The organism is Novosphingobium hassiacum, from assembly GCF_014196055.1.
GTDB classification, from domain to species: domain Bacteria; phylum Pseudomonadota; class Alphaproteobacteria; order Sphingomonadales; family Sphingomonadaceae; genus Novosphingobium; species Novosphingobium hassiacum.
Genome location: NZ_JACICY010000004.1, coordinates 315,235 through 332,626, shown reverse-complemented (window position 1 = coordinate 332,626; position 17,392 = coordinate 315,235). Strand labels below are relative to the sequence as shown.

Annotated in this window: 17 protein-coding genes; 11 read left to right on the top strand and 6 right to left on the bottom strand. The window is 60.2% G+C overall.

Features of this window, described 5'->3' with window-relative positions:
- The first annotated feature begins 356 nt into the window (after positions 1–356).
- The 7 genes from GGQ88_RS11010 to GGQ88_RS10980 all read left to right on the top strand — a co-directional run bounded on the left by GGQ88_RS11010 (position 357) and on the right by GGQ88_RS10980 (position 7,136).
- On the top strand, positions 357–1,127 hold the full coding sequence (locus tag GGQ88_RS11010) for a FadR/GntR family transcriptional regulator (protein WP_183613204.1): 771 nt from the start codon (positions 357–359) through the stop codon (positions 1,125–1,127).
- A 273-nt stretch (positions 1,128–1,400) separates the two neighbouring features.
- The gene (locus GGQ88_RS11005; RefSeq protein WP_183613203.1) at positions 1,401–2,474 is read left to right on the top strand and encodes a phosphotransferase family protein; all 1,074 of its coding nucleotides are present in this window, start codon (positions 1,401–1,403) and stop codon (positions 2,472–2,474) included.
- Positions 2,471–2,932 carry a MarR family winged helix-turn-helix transcriptional regulator gene (locus GGQ88_RS11000; RefSeq protein WP_183613202.1) on the top strand — a complete coding sequence of 154 codons (462 nt, stop codon included), beginning with the start codon at positions 2,471–2,473 and terminating at the stop codon, positions 2,930–2,932. Before GGQ88_RS11005 ends, GGQ88_RS11000 begins: the two co-directional genes overlap by 4 nt.
- Positions 2,933–2,947: 15 nt before the next feature.
- Positions 2,948–4,252, top strand: coding sequence for an acyl-CoA dehydrogenase family protein (locus GGQ88_RS10995; protein ID WP_183613201.1), 1,305 nt, complete (start codon positions 2,948–2,950; stop codon positions 4,250–4,252).
- Positions 4,252–4,995: an SDR family NAD(P)-dependent oxidoreductase gene (locus tag GGQ88_RS10990; protein WP_183613200.1), complete on the top strand. Its 744-nt coding sequence runs from the start codon at positions 4,252–4,254 to the stop codon at positions 4,993–4,995. Before GGQ88_RS10995 ends, GGQ88_RS10990 begins: the two co-directional genes overlap by 1 nt.
- On the top strand, positions 4,992–5,756 hold the full coding sequence (locus GGQ88_RS10985) for an SDR family oxidoreductase (protein ID WP_183613199.1): 765 nt from the start codon (positions 4,992–4,994) through the stop codon (positions 5,754–5,756). The genes GGQ88_RS10990 and GGQ88_RS10985 overlap by 4 nt, the downstream gene beginning before the upstream one ends.
- A gap of 66 nt (positions 5,757–5,822) precedes the next feature.
- Positions 5,823–7,136 carry a spinster family MFS transporter gene (locus tag GGQ88_RS10980; RefSeq protein WP_183613198.1) on the top strand — a complete coding sequence of 438 codons (1,314 nt, stop codon included), beginning with the start codon at positions 5,823–5,825 and terminating at the stop codon, positions 7,134–7,136.
- Between the two features lie 69 nt (positions 7,137–7,205).
- Here GGQ88_RS10980 and GGQ88_RS10975 read toward each other — a convergent pair whose 3' ends face one another.
- The gene (locus GGQ88_RS10975) at positions 7,206–8,522 is read right to left on the bottom strand and encodes an amidohydrolase family protein (RefSeq protein WP_183613197.1); all 1,317 of its coding nucleotides are present in this window, start codon (positions 8,520–8,522) and stop codon (positions 7,206–7,208) included.
- 299 nt (positions 8,523–8,821) lie between these two features.
- Between GGQ88_RS10975 and GGQ88_RS10970 the strand changes: the two genes are divergently transcribed.
- Genes GGQ88_RS10970 through GGQ88_RS10960 form a run of 3 tightly spaced genes read left to right on the top strand, consistent with a single transcriptional unit; the run spans position 8,822 to position 11,993 of the window.
- Positions 8,822–10,096 carry an FAS1-like dehydratase domain-containing protein gene (locus GGQ88_RS10970; RefSeq protein ID WP_183613196.1) on the top strand — a complete coding sequence of 425 codons (1,275 nt, stop codon included), beginning with the start codon at positions 8,822–8,824 and terminating at the stop codon, positions 10,094–10,096.
- A 51-nt stretch (positions 10,097–10,147) separates the two neighbouring features.
- On the top strand, positions 10,148–11,290 hold the full coding sequence (locus GGQ88_RS10965) for an acyl-CoA dehydrogenase family protein (protein ID WP_183613195.1): 1,143 nt from the start codon (positions 10,148–10,150) through the stop codon (positions 11,288–11,290).
- A gap of 25 nt (positions 11,291–11,315) precedes the next feature.
- Complete coding sequence (locus GGQ88_RS10960; protein ID WP_183613194.1) at positions 11,316–11,993, top strand: SDR family NAD(P)-dependent oxidoreductase; 678 nt, start codon at positions 11,316–11,318, stop codon at positions 11,991–11,993.
- 56 nt (positions 11,994–12,049) lie between these two features.
- Here GGQ88_RS10960 and GGQ88_RS10955 read toward each other — a convergent pair whose 3' ends face one another.
- Both GGQ88_RS10955 and GGQ88_RS10950 read right to left on the bottom strand, forming a co-directional pair.
- Positions 12,050–12,403 carry a putative quinol monooxygenase gene (locus tag GGQ88_RS10955; protein ID WP_281372448.1) on the bottom strand — a complete coding sequence of 118 codons (354 nt, stop codon included), beginning with the start codon at positions 12,401–12,403 and terminating at the stop codon, positions 12,050–12,052.
- 124 nt (positions 12,404–12,527) lie between these two features.
- A complete protein-coding gene (locus GGQ88_RS10950) occupies positions 12,528–13,502 on the bottom strand; it encodes an acyl-CoA thioesterase domain-containing protein (protein ID WP_183613192.1) in 975 nt (324 codons plus the stop codon).
- Positions 13,503–13,612: 110 nt separating this feature from the next.
- Here GGQ88_RS10950 and GGQ88_RS10945 point away from each other — a divergent pair, with 110 nt between their 5' ends.
- The gene (locus tag GGQ88_RS10945; protein ID WP_183613191.1) at positions 13,613–14,239 is read left to right on the top strand and encodes a cysteine hydrolase family protein; all 627 of its coding nucleotides are present in this window, start codon (positions 13,613–13,615) and stop codon (positions 14,237–14,239) included.
- Between the two features lie 68 nt (positions 14,240–14,307).
- On the opposite strand, the gene GGQ88_RS10940 is transcribed toward GGQ88_RS10945, so the two are convergent.
- Genes GGQ88_RS10940 through GGQ88_RS21650 form a run of 3 tightly spaced genes read right to left on the bottom strand, consistent with a single transcriptional unit; the run spans position 14,308 to position 17,380 of the window.
- Positions 14,308–15,534, bottom strand: a complete 1,227-nt coding sequence (locus GGQ88_RS10940; protein WP_183613190.1) for a cytochrome P450 — start codon at positions 15,532–15,534, stop codon at positions 14,308–14,310.
- A gap of 31 nt (positions 15,535–15,565) precedes the next feature.
- Positions 15,566–15,769 carry a ferredoxin gene (locus GGQ88_RS10935; protein WP_221214617.1) on the bottom strand — a complete coding sequence of 68 codons (204 nt, stop codon included), beginning with the start codon at positions 15,767–15,769 and terminating at the stop codon, positions 15,566–15,568.
- A 12-nt stretch (positions 15,770–15,781) separates the two neighbouring features.
- Positions 15,782–17,380 carry a GMC family oxidoreductase N-terminal domain-containing protein gene (locus GGQ88_RS21650; RefSeq protein ID WP_183613189.1) on the bottom strand — a complete coding sequence of 533 codons (1,599 nt, stop codon included), beginning with the start codon at positions 17,378–17,380 and terminating at the stop codon, positions 15,782–15,784.
- Positions 17,381–17,392 lie beyond the last annotated feature (12 nt).

Sequence of the window (17,392 nt, the reverse complement as noted above, 5' to 3'; positions counted from 1 at the left end):
CAGGAGCATCTGGTGGGCCTGCTTCGGCAGGCTGGTTTGACTGCACCTGTGCAAAGCATGGCGTGCTCGCGGGTCATGATAAGCGTGCAGCGAATAGCAGGGCGTGGATCATACTGGAACCAGCCTGGCTGCCCATGCAGCAGATATTGCCCGAAGGTTCGGAATGCTTAGAAGCACGCCTTGGTGACCTTTGCGAACATGAAGTGCGCCGTGTAGCGCCTTGTTTGGCTTTTTAAGCGACCCGGATGTGCGCTATACAGCGAACTGGCGTACCATGAAGCTTGCCGGGTGCGAGCTCGAATGATAGTGACATAAGTGTAACTGTTGTGCGAACAACAAGCGATGGGCAGGCAAAATTGAACACTAAGTTGTCGAAACCGGTCCGCGTACCCAAGACAGCCGAACTGGTTGCTGATCATATCCGCCGCCGAATTGTGACCGGCGAACTGAACGAGGGCGATTTTCTTCCGCCCGAGGGCCAGCTTATAGCGAGTCTCGGCATCTCGCGGCCAACTTTGCGCGAAGCGTTCCGCATTTTGGAAGCCGAGGGCTTCATCAGCGTGGTTCGTGGCTCACGGACTGGCGCCCGCGTGCACAGTCCCAAGGTAGATGCGGTGTCTCGCTACGCCGGTTTTGTCCTTCAGTCCAACGGCACACGGATAAGTGACGTCTATGAGGCCCGGCTGGCCTTCGAGCCTCATGTCGCCGCACGGTTGAGCCAGTTGCGTCCAGAAGGCGCGGTCGAGCGATTGCGAAATGAAATCAGTCGTTTGCATGGCTTCATCGACCAGGAGGATTTTGTCAGCTTCATGATCGGAGTGGCCAGTTTCCACCGCCTGCTGATAGAATTGAGCGGGAACCGCACTCTGCTTTTTGTTAGCGATATGCTGCAAGACGTGCTGGCAAGCCACCAGGTACGGTTCGTTTCGCAGGAACTGATGTCTTCCCAAGATCAGCGGAAGATGGGCGAAGCAGGGCTGCGTTCGTTCAATGCGCTCGTCAATCTGATCGAAAACGGTAACGCTGCTGGTGCAGAGGCCCATTGGCGTCTGCACATCCTGAATGCCAACAAGGCTTGGCTTGCCCAGGCAGACGAAGGCAAGCTTGTGGACGTCTTCGAAGCCTGATCACAAACGCGACCATCTGCCTTCCATAATTCCCAGCGGCAGATCGGCTTGCAGGCGGCTTCTGTCTCTCTGCGCTCGCGATTCTTGTCATCGCGCGGCCGCTGGCGTTTGGCAAGTGGGGCGCCCGCGAAATCCCCTCCACCTCACCGACAGCCTGATCGTTGTTTGCCGAAACTTCCCACAGTTGCGCTCAAGCCATATTGACACACATAGTCCAACTTGACACATTAGTTCCAAACATTGGGAGCGCGTGTGAGTCTTTCGCCAAGTTTCATGGAAAACCTCGAAGATGCCGGGAAGCTTTCCGAATGGCTTGACGCATCCGTGCCCCAGCTTGGTGGCGGGTCTCTGCGTGTCGAGGTCATCAGCGGCGGCACAAGCAATATCATTCTCGGACTCGACCGGGGCGGTCCTGCCGCAGTATTGCGTCGTCCATCGGCCGTACCACCGCCGGGAAGCAGCGGGTCCATCCAGCGTGAAGCACGAGTCCTCGCCGCGCTGAACGCTACTGATGTTCCTCACCCACGTCTGTATGCCCGCTGCGATGACTACAGCGTAATCGGCGCGCCGTTTTACGTGATGGAGCGGGTCGACGGTTGGGCAGCCCAGCTGACCGATGTGGACACCGTCTATCCTGCGCCTTTCGACAAGGCGCCGTGGCGTTACGGTGTGCCTTTTGCGCTCACCGATGCACTGATTGCCTTGGCTAGAGTTGATTACAAAGCTGTGGGTCTTGATGGCTTCGGCAAGCCGGAAAACTTCCTTGGTCGGCAGGTCGAGCGTTGGTCAAGCCAGCTTGCCAGCTACAAATCGCTCTATGGTTATGCAGGGCGGGCGCTGCCGGGCTACGACTACGTGCGGGACTGGTTGGCTGCCAACACACCCGAAGCCGGTCCTCCCGGGATCATGCATGGCGACGTGGGAACACCCAATGCACTGTTCTCTCATGATGCGCCGTGCCGCGTTAAGGCGTTGATCGACTGGGAACTCTCGACAATCGGTGACCCCATGCTGGACTTCGCCTGGTTCGCCAATGCGCTGCGCGACGAACGCGAGCCACACCGAACTCCGCCACATGGGACTTTTGATCCGGGCGACTTCCCGACACGGCAGGATCTGGCGCGCTACTATGCTGCTGGCACCGGGCGTTCGATCGCTCACCTCGATTACTACCTGGTCCTGGCACTGTTCAAGGGTGGGTGCATACTGGAGTACAAGGTGGCAGAAGTAATGGCAGGGATAAAATCGGACTGGGCCGGAAACTTCTTCGGTCCAATGGTGCTGGCGATGTTCACCGAAGCCGAGCGCATTGCGCGCCGCGCTGAACGCGAACCGCAACGGCTATGAGTGAACTGGCCGTTTCGTTTGTCCGCTTTCTGGACGAGTTCGCGCGTCTTCGCGGGCGCATTCAGTCGGCATTCCAACCGGTCGAAGGCCAATCCCAACTAAGTGAGCTGGAGACCGTGGTGCTCAACGCGGTCACCGGCGCTACCTCGCCGCCTACCGTGCCACAGATCGGGCGGAGCCTTGGCCACGCGCGACAAGTGATCCAGCGAGCAGCCAATTCGTTGGCCGAGCGCGGCCTGATCGAGCCCGTATCGAACCCTGATCACAAGCGGGCGCATCGTCTTGTCGCAACTGTTGCGGGCATTGATCTCAAGGCTGAGCTTGATCTGGCCGGACTTTCACGAGCGGCTGAACTGACTGCGGGGCTCGATGCCCAGACCCTCGGGCAGGCAACCTATGCGTTGCATGTGATCCGCGAAACCCTCGAAGCAAATCTGCGGCGCGAAGAGCACCGCTAGACACGGAGCTGTACTATGTGGGGCTTTTCCACCGAACCCGAATTCCAGGCCAAGCTTGACTGGATGAAGCACTTTGTGAAGGACGAATGTGAGCCGCTGGACTTGCTGTTTCCCCACAACGGCGATCCGTATGACACGGGCAATGCCACGGCGCGAGCCATCCTCAGGCCGCTTCAGGAGGAGGTCAAGCGACAGGGTCTGTGGGCTTGCCACCTTGGTCAGCACCTTGGTGGGCCAGGTTATGGACAGCTCAAGCTGGGGTTGATGAACGAAATTCTCGGCCGATCGTACTGGGCGCCGACGGTTTTCGGAACGGCTGCGCCCGATACGGGCAATGCCGAGATTCTGGCCATGTTCGGCACCGACCAGCAAAAGGCCCGCTACCTGCAGCCGCTCATGGATGGCGAGATCGTCTCCTGCTTCTCCATGACCGAGCCACAAGCGGGATCTGATCCCAAGGAGTTCGTCTGCCGGGCCTGGCGCGACGGCGACGAGTGGGTGATCGACGGCGAGAAATGGTTTTCGTCCAACGCCAGGCTGGCTTCGTTTCTGATTGTCATGGCTGTGACCGATCCCGGGGCATCAGCTTACAATCGCATGTCGATGTTCGTCGTTCCGGCCGACACTCCGGGAATCAACATCGTGCGCAACGTCGGCACGCTCGACGAGCCGTTTGACGATGACCGGGGAACTCATGGCTACATCCGCTACGAGCAGGTGCGAGTCCCGCTGGATGCGATACTGGGCGGGCCGGGCGAAGGTTTCAAGGTTGCCCAGGCCCGTCTTGGCGGCGGCCGCATCCACCACGCCATGCGCACAGTCGGGCAGTGCAGCCGTGCGATCGAAATGATGGTCGAACGGGCGGTTTCGCGCCGCACGCAAGGCAGGCTGCTGTCCGAACATGAGTTCGTTCAAGGAATGATCGCGGACTCGATCATCGAACTGGAGCAGTTTCGACTCATGGTCCTGAAGACTGCCTGGATGATCGACAACGAGCCCCATGGCGCCGCGCGCACGCATATCGCGATGTGCAAGGTGGCCATGGCCAAGGTCTATCACGACATCGTCCAGCGCGCGATCCAGCTCCACGGCTCGCTCGGAGCGTCGAACGAAACTCCGCTCGCGCGGATGTGGGCGCTGGTGCCCAGCCTGGCTCTTGCTGACGGCCCAACCGAGGTTCATCGGATCCAGATCGCCAAGTCTGCGCTCAAGGATGCGCAGCCTGCTCCGGGCCTGTTTCCCACCGATCACAATGTTACCCGTCGCGACGCCGCCCGTCGGCGTCATGCCGATGTACTCGTTGCAGCAGGGGCCGCCTGATGATCGACCCGCTCTTCGACCTCACCGGCAAAGTGGCGCTCGTTACCGGCGGCAGTCGTGGTCTTGGCTACGAAATGGTGAAAGCCTTTGCCGAGCATGGCGCCGACGTGATCATTGCCAGCCGCAAGCTCGCCAATTGCGAGGCAGTGGCCGAGGAATGCCGTGCTCTTGGACGCCGTGCGCTTGCGGTAGCGGTCCACGCCGCGAAGTGGGCCGAACTCGATGAATTGGTCGAGCGGGCATATGCTGAATTCGGACGTATCGACATTCTCGTCAACAATGCCGGCATGGGACCCATGATGCCCAGTCATGATGTTACCGAGGACCTTTTCGACAAGGTAGTCGGACTCAATTTCAAAGGCCCGTTCCGCCTGGCCTCGCAGGTTGCAAGACGGATGTCCGAAGGTGAGGGCGGGGTAATCATCAACGTCTCCTCAAGCGGGGGGACCATGCCGTTGCCGGCGATCGTGCCTTATGGTTCGGCAAAGGCTGCACTGAACGCAATGACACTGTCGATGGCACACGAGTACGGACCCACAGTGCGGGTGAACACGCTTTCGGCAGGACCCTTTCTGACCGATATCGCCAAAAGCTGGGCGCCTGAAGATCGCAAAACCGCACGCAATGCGGCCGGCCGGCCCGGGCAGCCGCATGAGATTGTCACTGCAGCACTTTTCCTGGCCAGCCCGGCGTCGAGCTATACGACCGGCGCCATGCTGAAAGTGGACGGAGGGATCTGGTGAGCGAGGATCTCACCGGATTGAGGGTCCTTGTCACAGGTGGTGCGAGCGGAATGGCTGCAGGCGCCGTGGCCGACTTTTCTGCCCGCGGTGCCCGGGTCGCTTCGCTTGACGTTGATGTCGCAGGACAAGCCCTTGCCGAGCAGGCAGGCAATCTTGTGAGCTTCTTCCCTTGCGATGTGAGCGATGAAGACCAGGTGACGGATGTCTTTGGCCGCGCCGTTGCTTGGCTCGGCGGACTCGATGCGCTGGTCCATGCCGCTGCCATTGCTCCCGGAGCGCCTGCTGCGGACATCACACTGGCCGAATGGGACCGGGTCTTTGCGATCAACACACGGGGCACCTTCCTCACCAACCGTGCGGCATTCCACCACCTGAAGGACAGGGGCGGACGCATCGTGAACTTTGCTTCGGGCGCTGGCGTTTCGGGCCAGGTGGGAAAAGCGCATTACTCCGCCAGCAAAGGCGCGGTCCTCAGCTGGAACCGCGTCGTAGCCCGCGAATGGGGTTGTCATGGTATTACCGTCAACGCAATCTGCCCGGCCATAGTGACCCCGATGTACAACCAGACCCGGTCGTTGATGACCGCCGAACAACTTGCCGCGCACGATCGGCAAATGGAGCAACTGATCCCGCTCGGCGGGAGGCTGGGCACGGTTGAAGACGACTTTCTGCCGGTCCTGCGATTTCTCGTCGGCCCGGGATCTCGCTTTGTCACGGGCCAGGTTTTCCAAGTCGATGGCGGCATGGTGATGGTTCGTTAATACGAAGAGGCTGGTGCAGGTGCGATCGAGCCTGCACCGAGCGGTCAAGATCGTTCACCGTAGTGCATGTTGCTCGCGGGAATGAAGCACCGAGGTCTGCCAATGCCCGCCGGATCATTTGAACCACCGACCGCCGCCCGCGTCACGGCGCGGCAATGGTACGCCTTGCTGATCCTCACCGTCATCTATGCCTGTCATTCGCTTGATCGCGCCGTTGTCTCGGTGGTAATCGAACCGCTGAAGCATGAGCTCGGACTTAGTGATTCCCGAATCGGTGTCATTACCGGTTTGGGGTACGGACTGATCTACGGCCTGTCCGCACTCCCGCTGGGGTATCTCGTAGATCGCGTGAATCGCGTGCGTTTGCTTACGATACTCGTTGTCGTCTGGAGCGGCACGACCGCTCTTGCCGGGTTTGCACGGGGGTTCTGGGATCTGCTGCTGGCGCGCATGGGTGTGGGCGCGGCCGAAGCGGGCGGGCAGCCTACCGCGCTTTCGCTGCTGGCTGATTACTTTCCGGAAAGCCGGCGTTCAACGGCACTCGGCATATTCTATCTCGGGACTTCGGTCGGCTATGCAGCCAGCTTCCTTATCGGCGGCTTGGTGGCATCGGCATATGGTTGGCGCGCTGCGTTCTTCGTCGCCGGCGTGCCAGGGCTGATTCTCGGGGTAATGCTTTACCTGACGGTCGGCGAACCTGTGCGGACCAGCGACACCGGCGCGGCACGTGATGATGCCCCGCCGCTCCTGGCGGCGTTCCGTTTCCTCTCGCGGATGCCAGCGATCCGGCATCTGTTCGCTGCCATGTTGCTCGCCTCGTTTTCGGTCAGCGTCATGTTGATGTGGATGGTGCCGCTCCTGATGCGCGAGCATGGACTGACACTGGCGCAGGCCGGGACAGTAGGGGCCATCACCATGGGTGTCAGCCAGTCGCTCGGAGCGATCGTTGCCGGGGTTCTGGCCGACAGAATTGCCCGGCGGGGTCGTCATCGGCGTGTTCTGATCCCTGCAATCGCCATGACATGCAGCGTACCGCTTGCCATTGGGGGGGCACTTTCGCCTCAAGCTGTCGTTGCTGTCGGTTGCCTATTGGGCTTCGGGCTGTTCACGAGCGCATGGACTGCGGCGGGCTATACGACGATGATCGGCGAGGTCGAGAGCCGTATGAGAGGCACCATGCTTGGCGCCATGCAGGTTGGGGCCACACTGCTCGGCTCGGCGCTCTCACCCTTTATCACCGGCGTACTCAGCGACACGATCGGTGGAAGGCACTCACTTGCGGTCGCGATTGCGATCCTGTCGCTGACAGGCCTGTGGGCAGCGCTGCACTTCCTGCTGGCCGGGCGCGCGATTGCGCGTGGCCCACTGCCCGGAGCCTGATTGGGCAGCGGATATGTGGCTGCTGTTGCATCCTCATACCCGCTGAATCGATTGTGGTTCTTGTCGGGATCAGGCGCTGGCGAACATTGCCTTGATCTCGCCGGACGTCACCGGTCGCCGCGCTTCGCCGATCAGGTTCATCGAGTCTGTCTTGAGCCCGCCCAGATTCTCGCGCGGGCTTACGTCGACGTGCCGGCCTTCCTCGCGTAGGGCGCTTACCGTGCAGTTCTCTCGTCCACCTCGGAGCGTGAACGGATCGAAGCTGTATTCGCGCAGTGCGTTGAGGTGGGTCAACTTGTCGATCACAGCCGGTTCGAGCCAGTGCAGGGAAGCCCAAAGGTATTCCGGGCAGTTTGGCCACAAGGTGTCGGAGTGCGGATAGTCAGCCTCGTAGCAGACCATGTCGGTGTTCATGTAGTCGAGCGACTTCAGGCCAAACTGGTCGTCGATGAAGCAGGTTATGATGTGGCGTTTGAACACGTCGCTGGGACGCTCCTCGCCAAAGTTCGAAAAAGTCCACTCGCGGTGGTGCTCATAGGTAAAGTCCGCGCGTTCGAGGAGATAGGGAATCCAGCCGATTCCGCCTTCAGATAGCGCCATCCGAAGGTCCGGGTAGCGTTTCCAGAAGCTGGCGAACAGCCAGTCCGCCGCCGAGTTGGAGATCGACATCGGCATGGTCGTGATCCAGGCGTCGATAGGCGTTTCGTCGGACGCGTGCATTGCTTGCGAGCCTGTGCCGATATGGCAGTTCAAGACCATCTTCAGGTCACAGCACTTTTTCCAGAATGGTTCCCAATAGGCATTGTGAAGGCTGGGCAGGCCAGCCATCGCAGGGTTGTCCGGGAAACTGACGGCGTGGACGCCAAGCTTTGCCATGCGGTCCATTTCCCGCAGCGTCTCCGGCATGTCCCACAACGGCAGCAAGATCAGCGGAATCATCCGTCCGGGAATGGTGCCGCACCATTCTTGCAAGTGCCAGTCGTTGTAGGCGCGAACTGCCGTCAGCGCCGCTTCGGCGGCGCCAGTCTGCGCGGCCTTTATGAAATTGCCCCCTGCAAAGGAAGGGAACGTCGGAAAATTGAGTGAGGCCAGCACCCCGTTGGCGTTCATGTCGTCCACGCGGGCCTTTGGATCGAACGTGCCGGGACGAAGCTGCTCATAGCGGGTCGGCTCGACACCGTATTCACTGCGCGGTCGCCCGACCACGGCGTTCAGTCCGATCGTGGGGTAGATCTGCCCGTTCCAGACCCACACTTCCTTCCCATCCTTGTCGATGATTCGCGGCGCTTGGTCCTTTTCGCGCTCGGGATAGTGGCGAATGAAGGCTTCTGGCGGCTCGATGTTGTGATCATCGACACTCACGAGGATCATGTCATTCATGTCCATGGCATTGTTCCTTTCGATTCCTGCAATCTATCATAAATGACGAATCGTTAGTTTTAAACAAAAATCGGTTTGATACGGTCTTGCGGGCAAAGTGTCCGATTCTCTGCCTCGGAGGCCTGGCTTCGTGATGCAGCTATTAAATATATGATGTGACGACGTTTTCTCGGCTTACACTGGGCCGCTCGCTGCGCGCTTTGCCGTTTGCCGCAACAGTTCTGCTTGCCAACCTGTATTACCTAGTAGACTATCGTCGCAGGTCGGGTATGGGCACACGCGTACGCCCCGAGTGGAGAGAGACGATGGCTGACATTCTGGAAAGCGATGAGTGGAAGAAGGCAGTCGACTTCTCCATCACGGACGATGACATCGAACGAGCGAGGAAGCTAACCGGCTACGACGAAGCTTCGCGTGAAGCCGAGTACGTCCAGACGGCGACGGTCGACACCATCCGGAACTTCGCCCACGGCGCTGGCAACGACAATCCCTTGTTCTGCGACGCCGCTTACGCTGCGCAGACGCGCTGGGGCGGTGTTATCGCGCCGGGCATGATGGCCGGAATCATCAACACCCCGATGAAGGGCGACAAGGCGCCGGACGACATCAAGGCCCTTCGCAAGTCGCTGTTCAAGGGCGTGCACGTTTTCGTCTCGGGATCGACCTGGGACTGGTATCGTCCGATTTACCCTGGCGATACACTCTACAGCTTCCGTGGTCAGGACAGCCTCGAGGTAAAGACCTCGGAATTTTCCGGCCGCTCTGTCATTCAGGTACTGCGCGACGTGAAGGTAAACCAGCGCGCCGAGGTTGTGGCAGTCTACAAGATCCTCCAGGTGCTGACCGAGCGCAAGACTGCTGCCAAAAAAGGCAAGTATGCCGGGATCGAGCCTGCCACCTACACCGACGAAGACATCGCCAAGATCGACGCGATCTACGCCGCCGAGCAGGTCCAGGGCGCCGCGAAGCGTGATTTTGCCTCCGTCCAGGTGGGCGACAGTGTCGGCGCCATGGCCAAGGGTCCGCTTACCGTTACGGACGTGATGTGCTTCCACTCGGGGGGCTATGGCTTTGTCCCTTATCGTCCCTGCGTCGGGCGCATAGCCTACAAGAACCGCCAGCGGATTCCGGCGTTCTACGTCAAGAACGAGCAGGGCATTCCCGACGTGGCGCAACGCCTTCACTGGGATCCGAAGTGGGCCCAGGCGATCGGTAATCCGATGGCCTACGATTATGGCGTGATGCGTGAGAACTATCTCTACCATTACCTCACTGACTGGTGCGGTGATGATGGCATCGTCGTCCACATGCACGACGAGATCCGCAAGTTCAACTACATGGGCGACACGCAGACAATCACTGGCGAGGTGACTGGCAAGCGCGAGGAAAACGGGCAGAGCCTTGTCGATGTGGTTGTGCGCATGACGAACCAGCGCGGCGAGGAAACGGTGCGCTGCACTGCCGTCATCGCCCTGCCGAGTGGCGGGCGACCCGCTTTCTATCCGCAGGTTCCGGCAGACCTTGCCGAGCGCGCCGTCAAGATGATGGCTCGCCATTGGGAACTCAGCGCCAAGCGCTGAGGTGCCTGCCAGTCGCGCCCATGCTGCCGTTGACGTCTACAAGGAAAGACAATGCTCGATCTCAGCGCCCGTACTGCTTTCAACGAAGACCATGCGATGTTTCGCGATACCGTGCGCAAGGTGTTCGAACGGGAATTGATCCCCAACCTGCCGCGCTTTGAGCAGGAGGGGATCGTTGATCGCAAGTTCTGGCTGGCCTGCGGAGAGGCAGGGTTGCTTTGTCCGACCGTGAAGGAGGAATACGGCGGGTTAGGCCTCGACTTCGGCTACAACTGCGTGGTCGATGAAGAACTGGCCTACGCCGGCTCGGTCGCGGGCATCACGCTGCAGAGCGATATCGTAGCCGACTATATCGAGGCTTATGGCTCGGAAGAGCACAAGCGCAAGTATCTGCCGCGAATGGTCAGCGGCGAGGTGATCACGGCTATCGCCATGACAGAGCCGGGCACCGGGTCCGACCTTCAGGCGATCCGCACCACCGCCCGGAAGGACGGCAACCACTACGTCATCAACGGCTCCAAGACCTATATCACGAACGGCCAGAACGCCGACGTTTGTATCGTGGTTGCCAAGACCGATCCTGACCTGGGCGCGAAAGGTATTTCGCTGATCCTCGTCGATTCCGACACGCCCGGGTACCAAAGGGGCCGCAACCTCGACAAGGTGGGGCAGCATCAGGCTGATACGTCGGAGTTGTTTTTCGAAGACGTTCGCGTCCCCATTACCAACTGCCTGGGCGAGGAGGGCAAGGGCTTTTCCTACCTCATGACCCAACTGCCGCAGGAACGCCTGTCGATAGCGGTATCCTGCCAAGGGGCCGCGCAGCGCGCCTTCGACGAGGCCGTGAGCTTCACCAAGGAACGCAAGGCGTTCGGCAAGACCGTGTTCGATCTTCAGAACACCAGGTTCCAGCTGGCACAGCTCAAGACGGAGCTGCAGGTCGGCTGGGCGCACCTCGACTGGGCCATCAAGCGTCACCTTGCGGGCGAACTGACCACGGCAGAGGCTTCGGCGTCGAAGCTGTGGCACTCCGAACTTCAGGGCCGCGTTTGCGATGTGGCGCTCCAGCTGCATGGCGGCGCGGGCTACATGAACGAATACCTTGTAGCCCAGCTTTGGCGGGACGCGCGCGTCACCCGCATCTTTGGCGGCACCAGCGAAATCATGAAGGAAGTGATCGGGCGGTCGATCTGAGCATCGGCACGGGAGGGACGCTGACATGCAAGACAAGGTAATTCTGGTGACCGGCGCATTTGGCGCCTTGGGCCAAGCGGTGGTGAAGGAACTGTCAAACCGCGGCGCAAAGGTTGTCGCCATCGATGTCGCCCCTGAAGGAGAAGCCGAAGGAGCGGTTTTGGCGCTGGCGGGAGTGGACATCACCGACCCCGCAGCCACTGCGCGAGCGGTCGCCCGATCGGTCGAACGGGTCGGGCCTCTTGATGGACTGGTCAACGTTGCTGGCGGTTTTACCTGGGAAACCGTTCTCGATGGCAGTGTCGACAGCTGGGATGCCATGTACCGGATCAACGTGCGCACTGCCATGTTGATGAGCCAGGCTGTGGCACGCGAACTTTCGGGGCGTGGTGGGGCTATCGTCAATATCGGCGCCGGGGCTTCTGCCAAGGCGGCAATGGGAATGGGCGCCTACGCAGCGTCGAAGGCCGGCGTCGCACGCCTTACCGAAGCTCTTGCCGAGGAATTGAAGGACAGCGGCGTTCGCGTAAACGCCGTCTTGCCGAGCATCATCGACACTGCAAGGAACCGGGAAGATATGCCCGACGCTCAATTCGACCGTTGGGTCGCTCCGTCGGCTCTTGCCACGGTCGTCGCGTTCCTGCTCTCGGACGATGCCGCCGCGATAACCGGAGCATTGCTGCCGGTAAACGGACGGGTCTGACGGCCCCCCGCCCCCCGTTTCGTAGATCGTAAGAGGTGTAGTCCGCGGCGCTGGTGCTAGCTTTCGCAGGCACTTCCGGCGAGGTCGGGGGACGGCCGCCCCACGAGTGACTGGTCGATCAACGACTGGTCAACCTGTGCCTGATAGCCGCGAAAGGTCATTTGCACCAGCGGCCGCATATTCGCGATGAAGTTGCGAAAGTGGTCCGTCTGCTTGTGCAGTTCGAGCGCTTCCTTGCTTTCCCAGCATTCGGTGACCTGAATCAGATTCGGATTGAGCAGGTCTCGAGCAAATCCATACTCGATGCATCCCTCTTCCGCATGCGTCAGTGCAGCAAGCTCGGCCAAGCCCGTGTTGTAGGCATCGACGTCTTCGGGCGCGAATTCCAAGGTGACATGCAGCACAATCATTGATCTTCGCCTTATGTGGGTTAGCCAGATTCCTGAAAGTCATGCGAGTTCTGGCCAAACTTTCGCCGCCAAATTGCGCTGTGCAGGCGGAAATCTCACTCGCACAGCATGCGTTACATTTGACCTATCTGTCAACAATCTCGTCTCTGGTGACAGTCCCTCCACTCTCACCTTCGGGTATCTCCAAGCGGATCAGCCCTTCCTGGGCGACGCTTGCCAGCAAAGTTCCGTCGTTCGCAAAAATGCGTCCGCGCGCAAGGCCACGGGCGCTTCCGGTCCATTCTGTGCTGAGATCCCATAGCATCCACTCGTCGAACCGGGGCGGCGCATGAAACCAGACGGCATGGTCGAGGCTTGCTTCCTGCATCGGGGTCGTTGTCCAGAAAACACCATGAGGCAGCAGGGTGGTACTGAGCAGCATGATATCCGTGAGATAGGCGAGCATGGCTTGGCCCGCCTTGGCGGTAGCCGGCGGACTTTCGTCGAGGCGGAACCAGAATGCCTGCTTCGGCGACTGCTTTTCCGGCCTTGCGAACTTGCGCGGATGCACGGGTCGCAGATCGTAGTGAAGATGAGGAAACAAGGGGCTCCGGACCCACTTGGTATCGCGACCTGCGGCTAACTCGTCGATGCGGACTTGTTGTTCAGTGCGCAACCCTTCCGGGGCTGGGACCTGCGGCATAGCCGGTGCAAAGTTCAATCCCGGCTCCGACGCCTGACATGAAACAGTGGCGACCAGGGCGGTCTTGCCGTTCTGCAGAGCCGCAACCCTGCGGGTCGAGAAAGTGCGGCTCTCGCGCAGGGTTTCGACATGGTACTGAATCGCTGTCTGCCCATCGCAAGGGCGCAGGAAATGTGCGTGAAGGGAATGAGCCGGGCGGTCGTCCCTGACCGTGGCAAGTGTCGCTGCGAGTGCCTGTGCCACAAGCTGGCCGCCGAAGAGGCGCGGCGGCGGGTTGGCCGGCAGTAGGGCTTCGAAGCAATCGCCGCCCAGCGGACGCAGAGATACCAACTGCTCCAATGTGTTGGGTGCGCTCATGCATGTTCTCCCTTGAACTGGCAACATCTGGCGAAATGCCGAGGTAAACTGCTGAACCACATCCCGGTAGCTGCAAGATCAACGGCACGTGTTGCCTGGCAGAATCCCGGTTTGACGAACAGTTCGAATCATTAGAAAGGTAGATAAGTTTACTTTCAAGGATCAGAAGAATGGCACTCAAGGGATTGGAACCAGGCAAACGGGCTGCTTTGCTGGTGGTCGAAATGCAAAACGGAATAATCAATCCAGCGTTCACGGCGGGGCCGCTCGTGGATCAAGTTGAAGCGCGTGCGATCGTTCCAAAGATCAACAGCTTGGCAGCCGAGTTCCGGGCGCATGGATACCCGGTGGTCCATTGCATCATATCGGCACGGCCCGGCTTTGCGGGCTGGAATAACAACTGTTATCTCGCCCACCACATTTTGCGCGAGAACAGGCTCATCAGCGGTTCGGTCTATGCCGCGCTTCACGATGGCATCGATTTTCAGCCCGAAGATTACATTGAAGAGCGTCATCATGGCATGTCGGCGTTTACCGGTACCCGGTTGGCGCCGCTATTGAGAGCGCACCGCGTCGATACCGTGGTCCTGTCAGGAGTGTCTACCAATGTGGCTCTGATCGGCAGCGCAATCGAGGCCGTGGGGCTCGGCTACCAGGCTTTGCTGGCCGAGGACTGTTCAGCCGGCGCGACTGCGGAAAGCCATGCCATGCAGATCGGCATGAACTTGTCTGCCGTGGCCTCTGTCGGTCGGGCGGACGAGATCATCGCGGCGCTGAAAAATCAGGATGGCAGATAATCTACAGTCGAAAGCCGCACCGACCTGTTGGTCGGCGCGGCTTGTCGCTTATCGTGTAGATCAGGGTATCAGACGTCCCATTCGACCGGAAGCTCGGTCAGGCCGATCAGGCCGCCAGCATAATACTTCAGATCAGTGCCTGGCTGCAGGCGCAGGTTCGGCAGGCGCGGCAGCACCTCCTGCATCACGGCAACCAGTTCCGTCCGGGCGAGGTGCGAACCTGCGCAGCGGTGCGGTCCGGCCCCGAACCCGATATGCCGGTTATTCTCACGTTCAAAGTCAACCGTGAGGGGGTCGGGAAATTCCTTTCCGTCTACATTGGCGAAGGCTGTCCCGGCGACGAACTGGTCCTCCGCCTTGATCTGGACGCCCCTCCATTCGAAATCGCGTGTCGCAGTACGCACCGAGTTCACGACGCTGTAGCGACGCAGGATTTCTTCGGGAAAATCGATCAGAAACGAGCGATTTTCGAGGAGTTTGTCCTGCGCGCCCGGGTGGGTGGCGATGTAGTGGAAGCAATTGGTCATCGTCGCGGTGACCGTATCCAGCCCGGCGATGAAGAACAGGAAAGCATATGCCATGAGATCGGCCTGGGTGATCGGCTCGTCGTCGATACGACCCTCGTTGACAAGGTAGCCGAGCAGGTCGTCGGCGCCCCCATCCTTCCGCTTCAGTGCGATCGCCTCTTCCAGGTAAGCATTGATACGCTGCTGCGCGCCGATGCGGATCTCATTGTTCGAGCCCTGGAAAAGTTCGTCTTTCCACTGCACGAATTCCTCAGTCCGTTCCGACGGCAGGCCGACCATGTCGAGGAACAGCGAGCACGGCAGCGGGATCGTCAGCGCCTGCATCAGGTCGCATTTGCCCGCTGCCTGGACGCGGTCAATCAGCTCATTGGCCATCGCCCGGGCACGCCCGTCGAAGTATTTGATCATCTTTGGTCCCAGCCGCTTGTTGAGCTGGCTGCGGTACTTGGTGTGCTCGGGTGGATCGAGTTCTTCGGGGATCAGCTTCGCTGCGCCCGGGCGCGGCGGGATACCGGTGTGCTTGCTCGAAAACAGCTCAGGGGTTTGCAGCGCCTCGACGATCGCTTCGTTAGACAGGATCATCCAGTGACCGCCGTTTGCCGTCGTCCAGACCACTTCGTGGGGGGCTTCTGCGGTCCATTTGGCATAAAGACCATGCGGGTCTATCTGCAACCGGGGGTCCTTCAGGTAGTCCCAATCCACCACGTAGGTGGGTTCGACGTGATCCGGGACCGGACGGTCCTGCGTCTGAATCACTCCTCCAACCATTTTTCTTGTCCTTCCGTGAGGGATTTTTTGACTATGCTTCGATCACGCTGATTGCGCGTTCGGGGCACGCTTTCATGCCGTGGATGACCTGGGTCCGCAGGCTTTCGTCAGTGACGATTTTGCCGTCCGAGATGCAGAAGCCCTCGTCATCCAGCTCGTAAACATCGGGGCCCTTCATCGCACACCGGGCATGGCCACTGCACTTGCTGCGATCGACCGTGATTTTCAGTTCCATGTTCGTTTCCAATCAAGCCATCAGTTCGGAAAGGCGCTGTGCGACCACCATCGCTGGTCCGTTCGTGTTGCCGGACACCAGCGTCGGGAAAATCGAGGTGTCGCAGACTCGCAACCCCAGGACTCCGCGCACGCGGAGCTCTCCGTCCACCACCGAGCCTTCGTCGGCGCCCATCCGGCACGTCCCGGCAACGTGGTAGGCTGTCCCGCCCCGTTCGATTAGCGCATCGAGGATTTCCTCGTCGGTCTGGACCGCCGCGCCTGGTGTCACTTCGCCGACGACGTATGGCTTCAGCGCTGGCTGGTTCATCAGTTCCCGCACGCGCCGGACCATGTCGATGCCACGTTCACGGTCGATTGCCGCATCGAAATAGTTTGCGTCGATCATCGGCGCTTCTGCCGGATCAGCCGAGGCAAGCCGGATCGTTCCCTGACTTTCTGGACGGGTAAAGTAGGCGAAGACGGTAAGCCCCGGCTCACGCTCGATCTCGTATCCCGCCTTGCCCATCGACATGGTGAAGAGCCCGAAGCCGACCTGAACGTCGGCGTGATCAAGATCCCGCCGTGATTTGAGGAAGGCCACGGCCTCGTGCGCTGTGTGGGTGAGCGCCCCCTTGCGAAACACGAAGTAATTGAGGACCGACCTTATCAGTCCGCCGCCCCGCAGATCACGGTTGTTGCTGCCCCGGCCACGGAGCCTGTAGCGCATGGCGAATACTCTGTGTTCGCGCAAGTTGCGGCCCACATCCGGAGAATCCACCAGGACGGGGATGCCAAAGCCTTCCAGCAGGCCCTTCGGCCCGATACCGGATAGCTGAAGCAGCTTGGGGCTTTCGATTGCGCCGGCCGACAGAATGATTTCGCCATCAACATTGATGGTGCGGTCGCCGCTGGCATCGCGCACTTCAAGCCCGACGGCGCGGTTGCCATCAAAGACGATCCGACGAACGGCTGTGCCGGTGACGATCTTCAGGTTGGCCCGGTTCTTCACCGGATCGAGGAAAGCCCGCGCCGCACTGAACCGCTGGCCCTTGTGCGTGGTCTGGCAATTGTATCCGATCCCCCCGTCGCGCACGACATTGACGCTGTTGACGTCGTCCGTGCGTTGGATGCCGAACTGTACACCTGCCTCCATGAGGGCCTCGGTCAGGGGACTTTTGACCGCATGGACGCTGACCTTGAGCGGTCCACCGGCACCACGTACGGCGACTTCGTCTGCACCGAGTTCGTGATCTTCGAGCTCAGTGTAGCATCGACCGATGTTGTCCCAGCCCCATTCGGTGCAGCCCGCAGCCTTCCAGCTGTCATAGTCCAGAGGTGCGCCGCGCACGTACACCATGCCATTGATCGAGCTGGACCCGCCGATCGTCGAGCCTTTGTACCAGACTTCGTTTGCACGGTTGCCACCCCGGCTCGCCTGGTAGAACTTCACATGGGGATACTTGGGATTATGCAGCTTGCCGATGCCGCGCGGCATCGAGATCAGGAACGTGTTGTCAGCCGGCCCGGCCTCGATGAGCAACACCGACTTCGCTGAATCTTTCGACAGACGGTTCGCTAGGACGCACCCCGACGAGCCTGCTCCGACGATGACATAATCGAACCGCTCCACACCCGCTCCTCG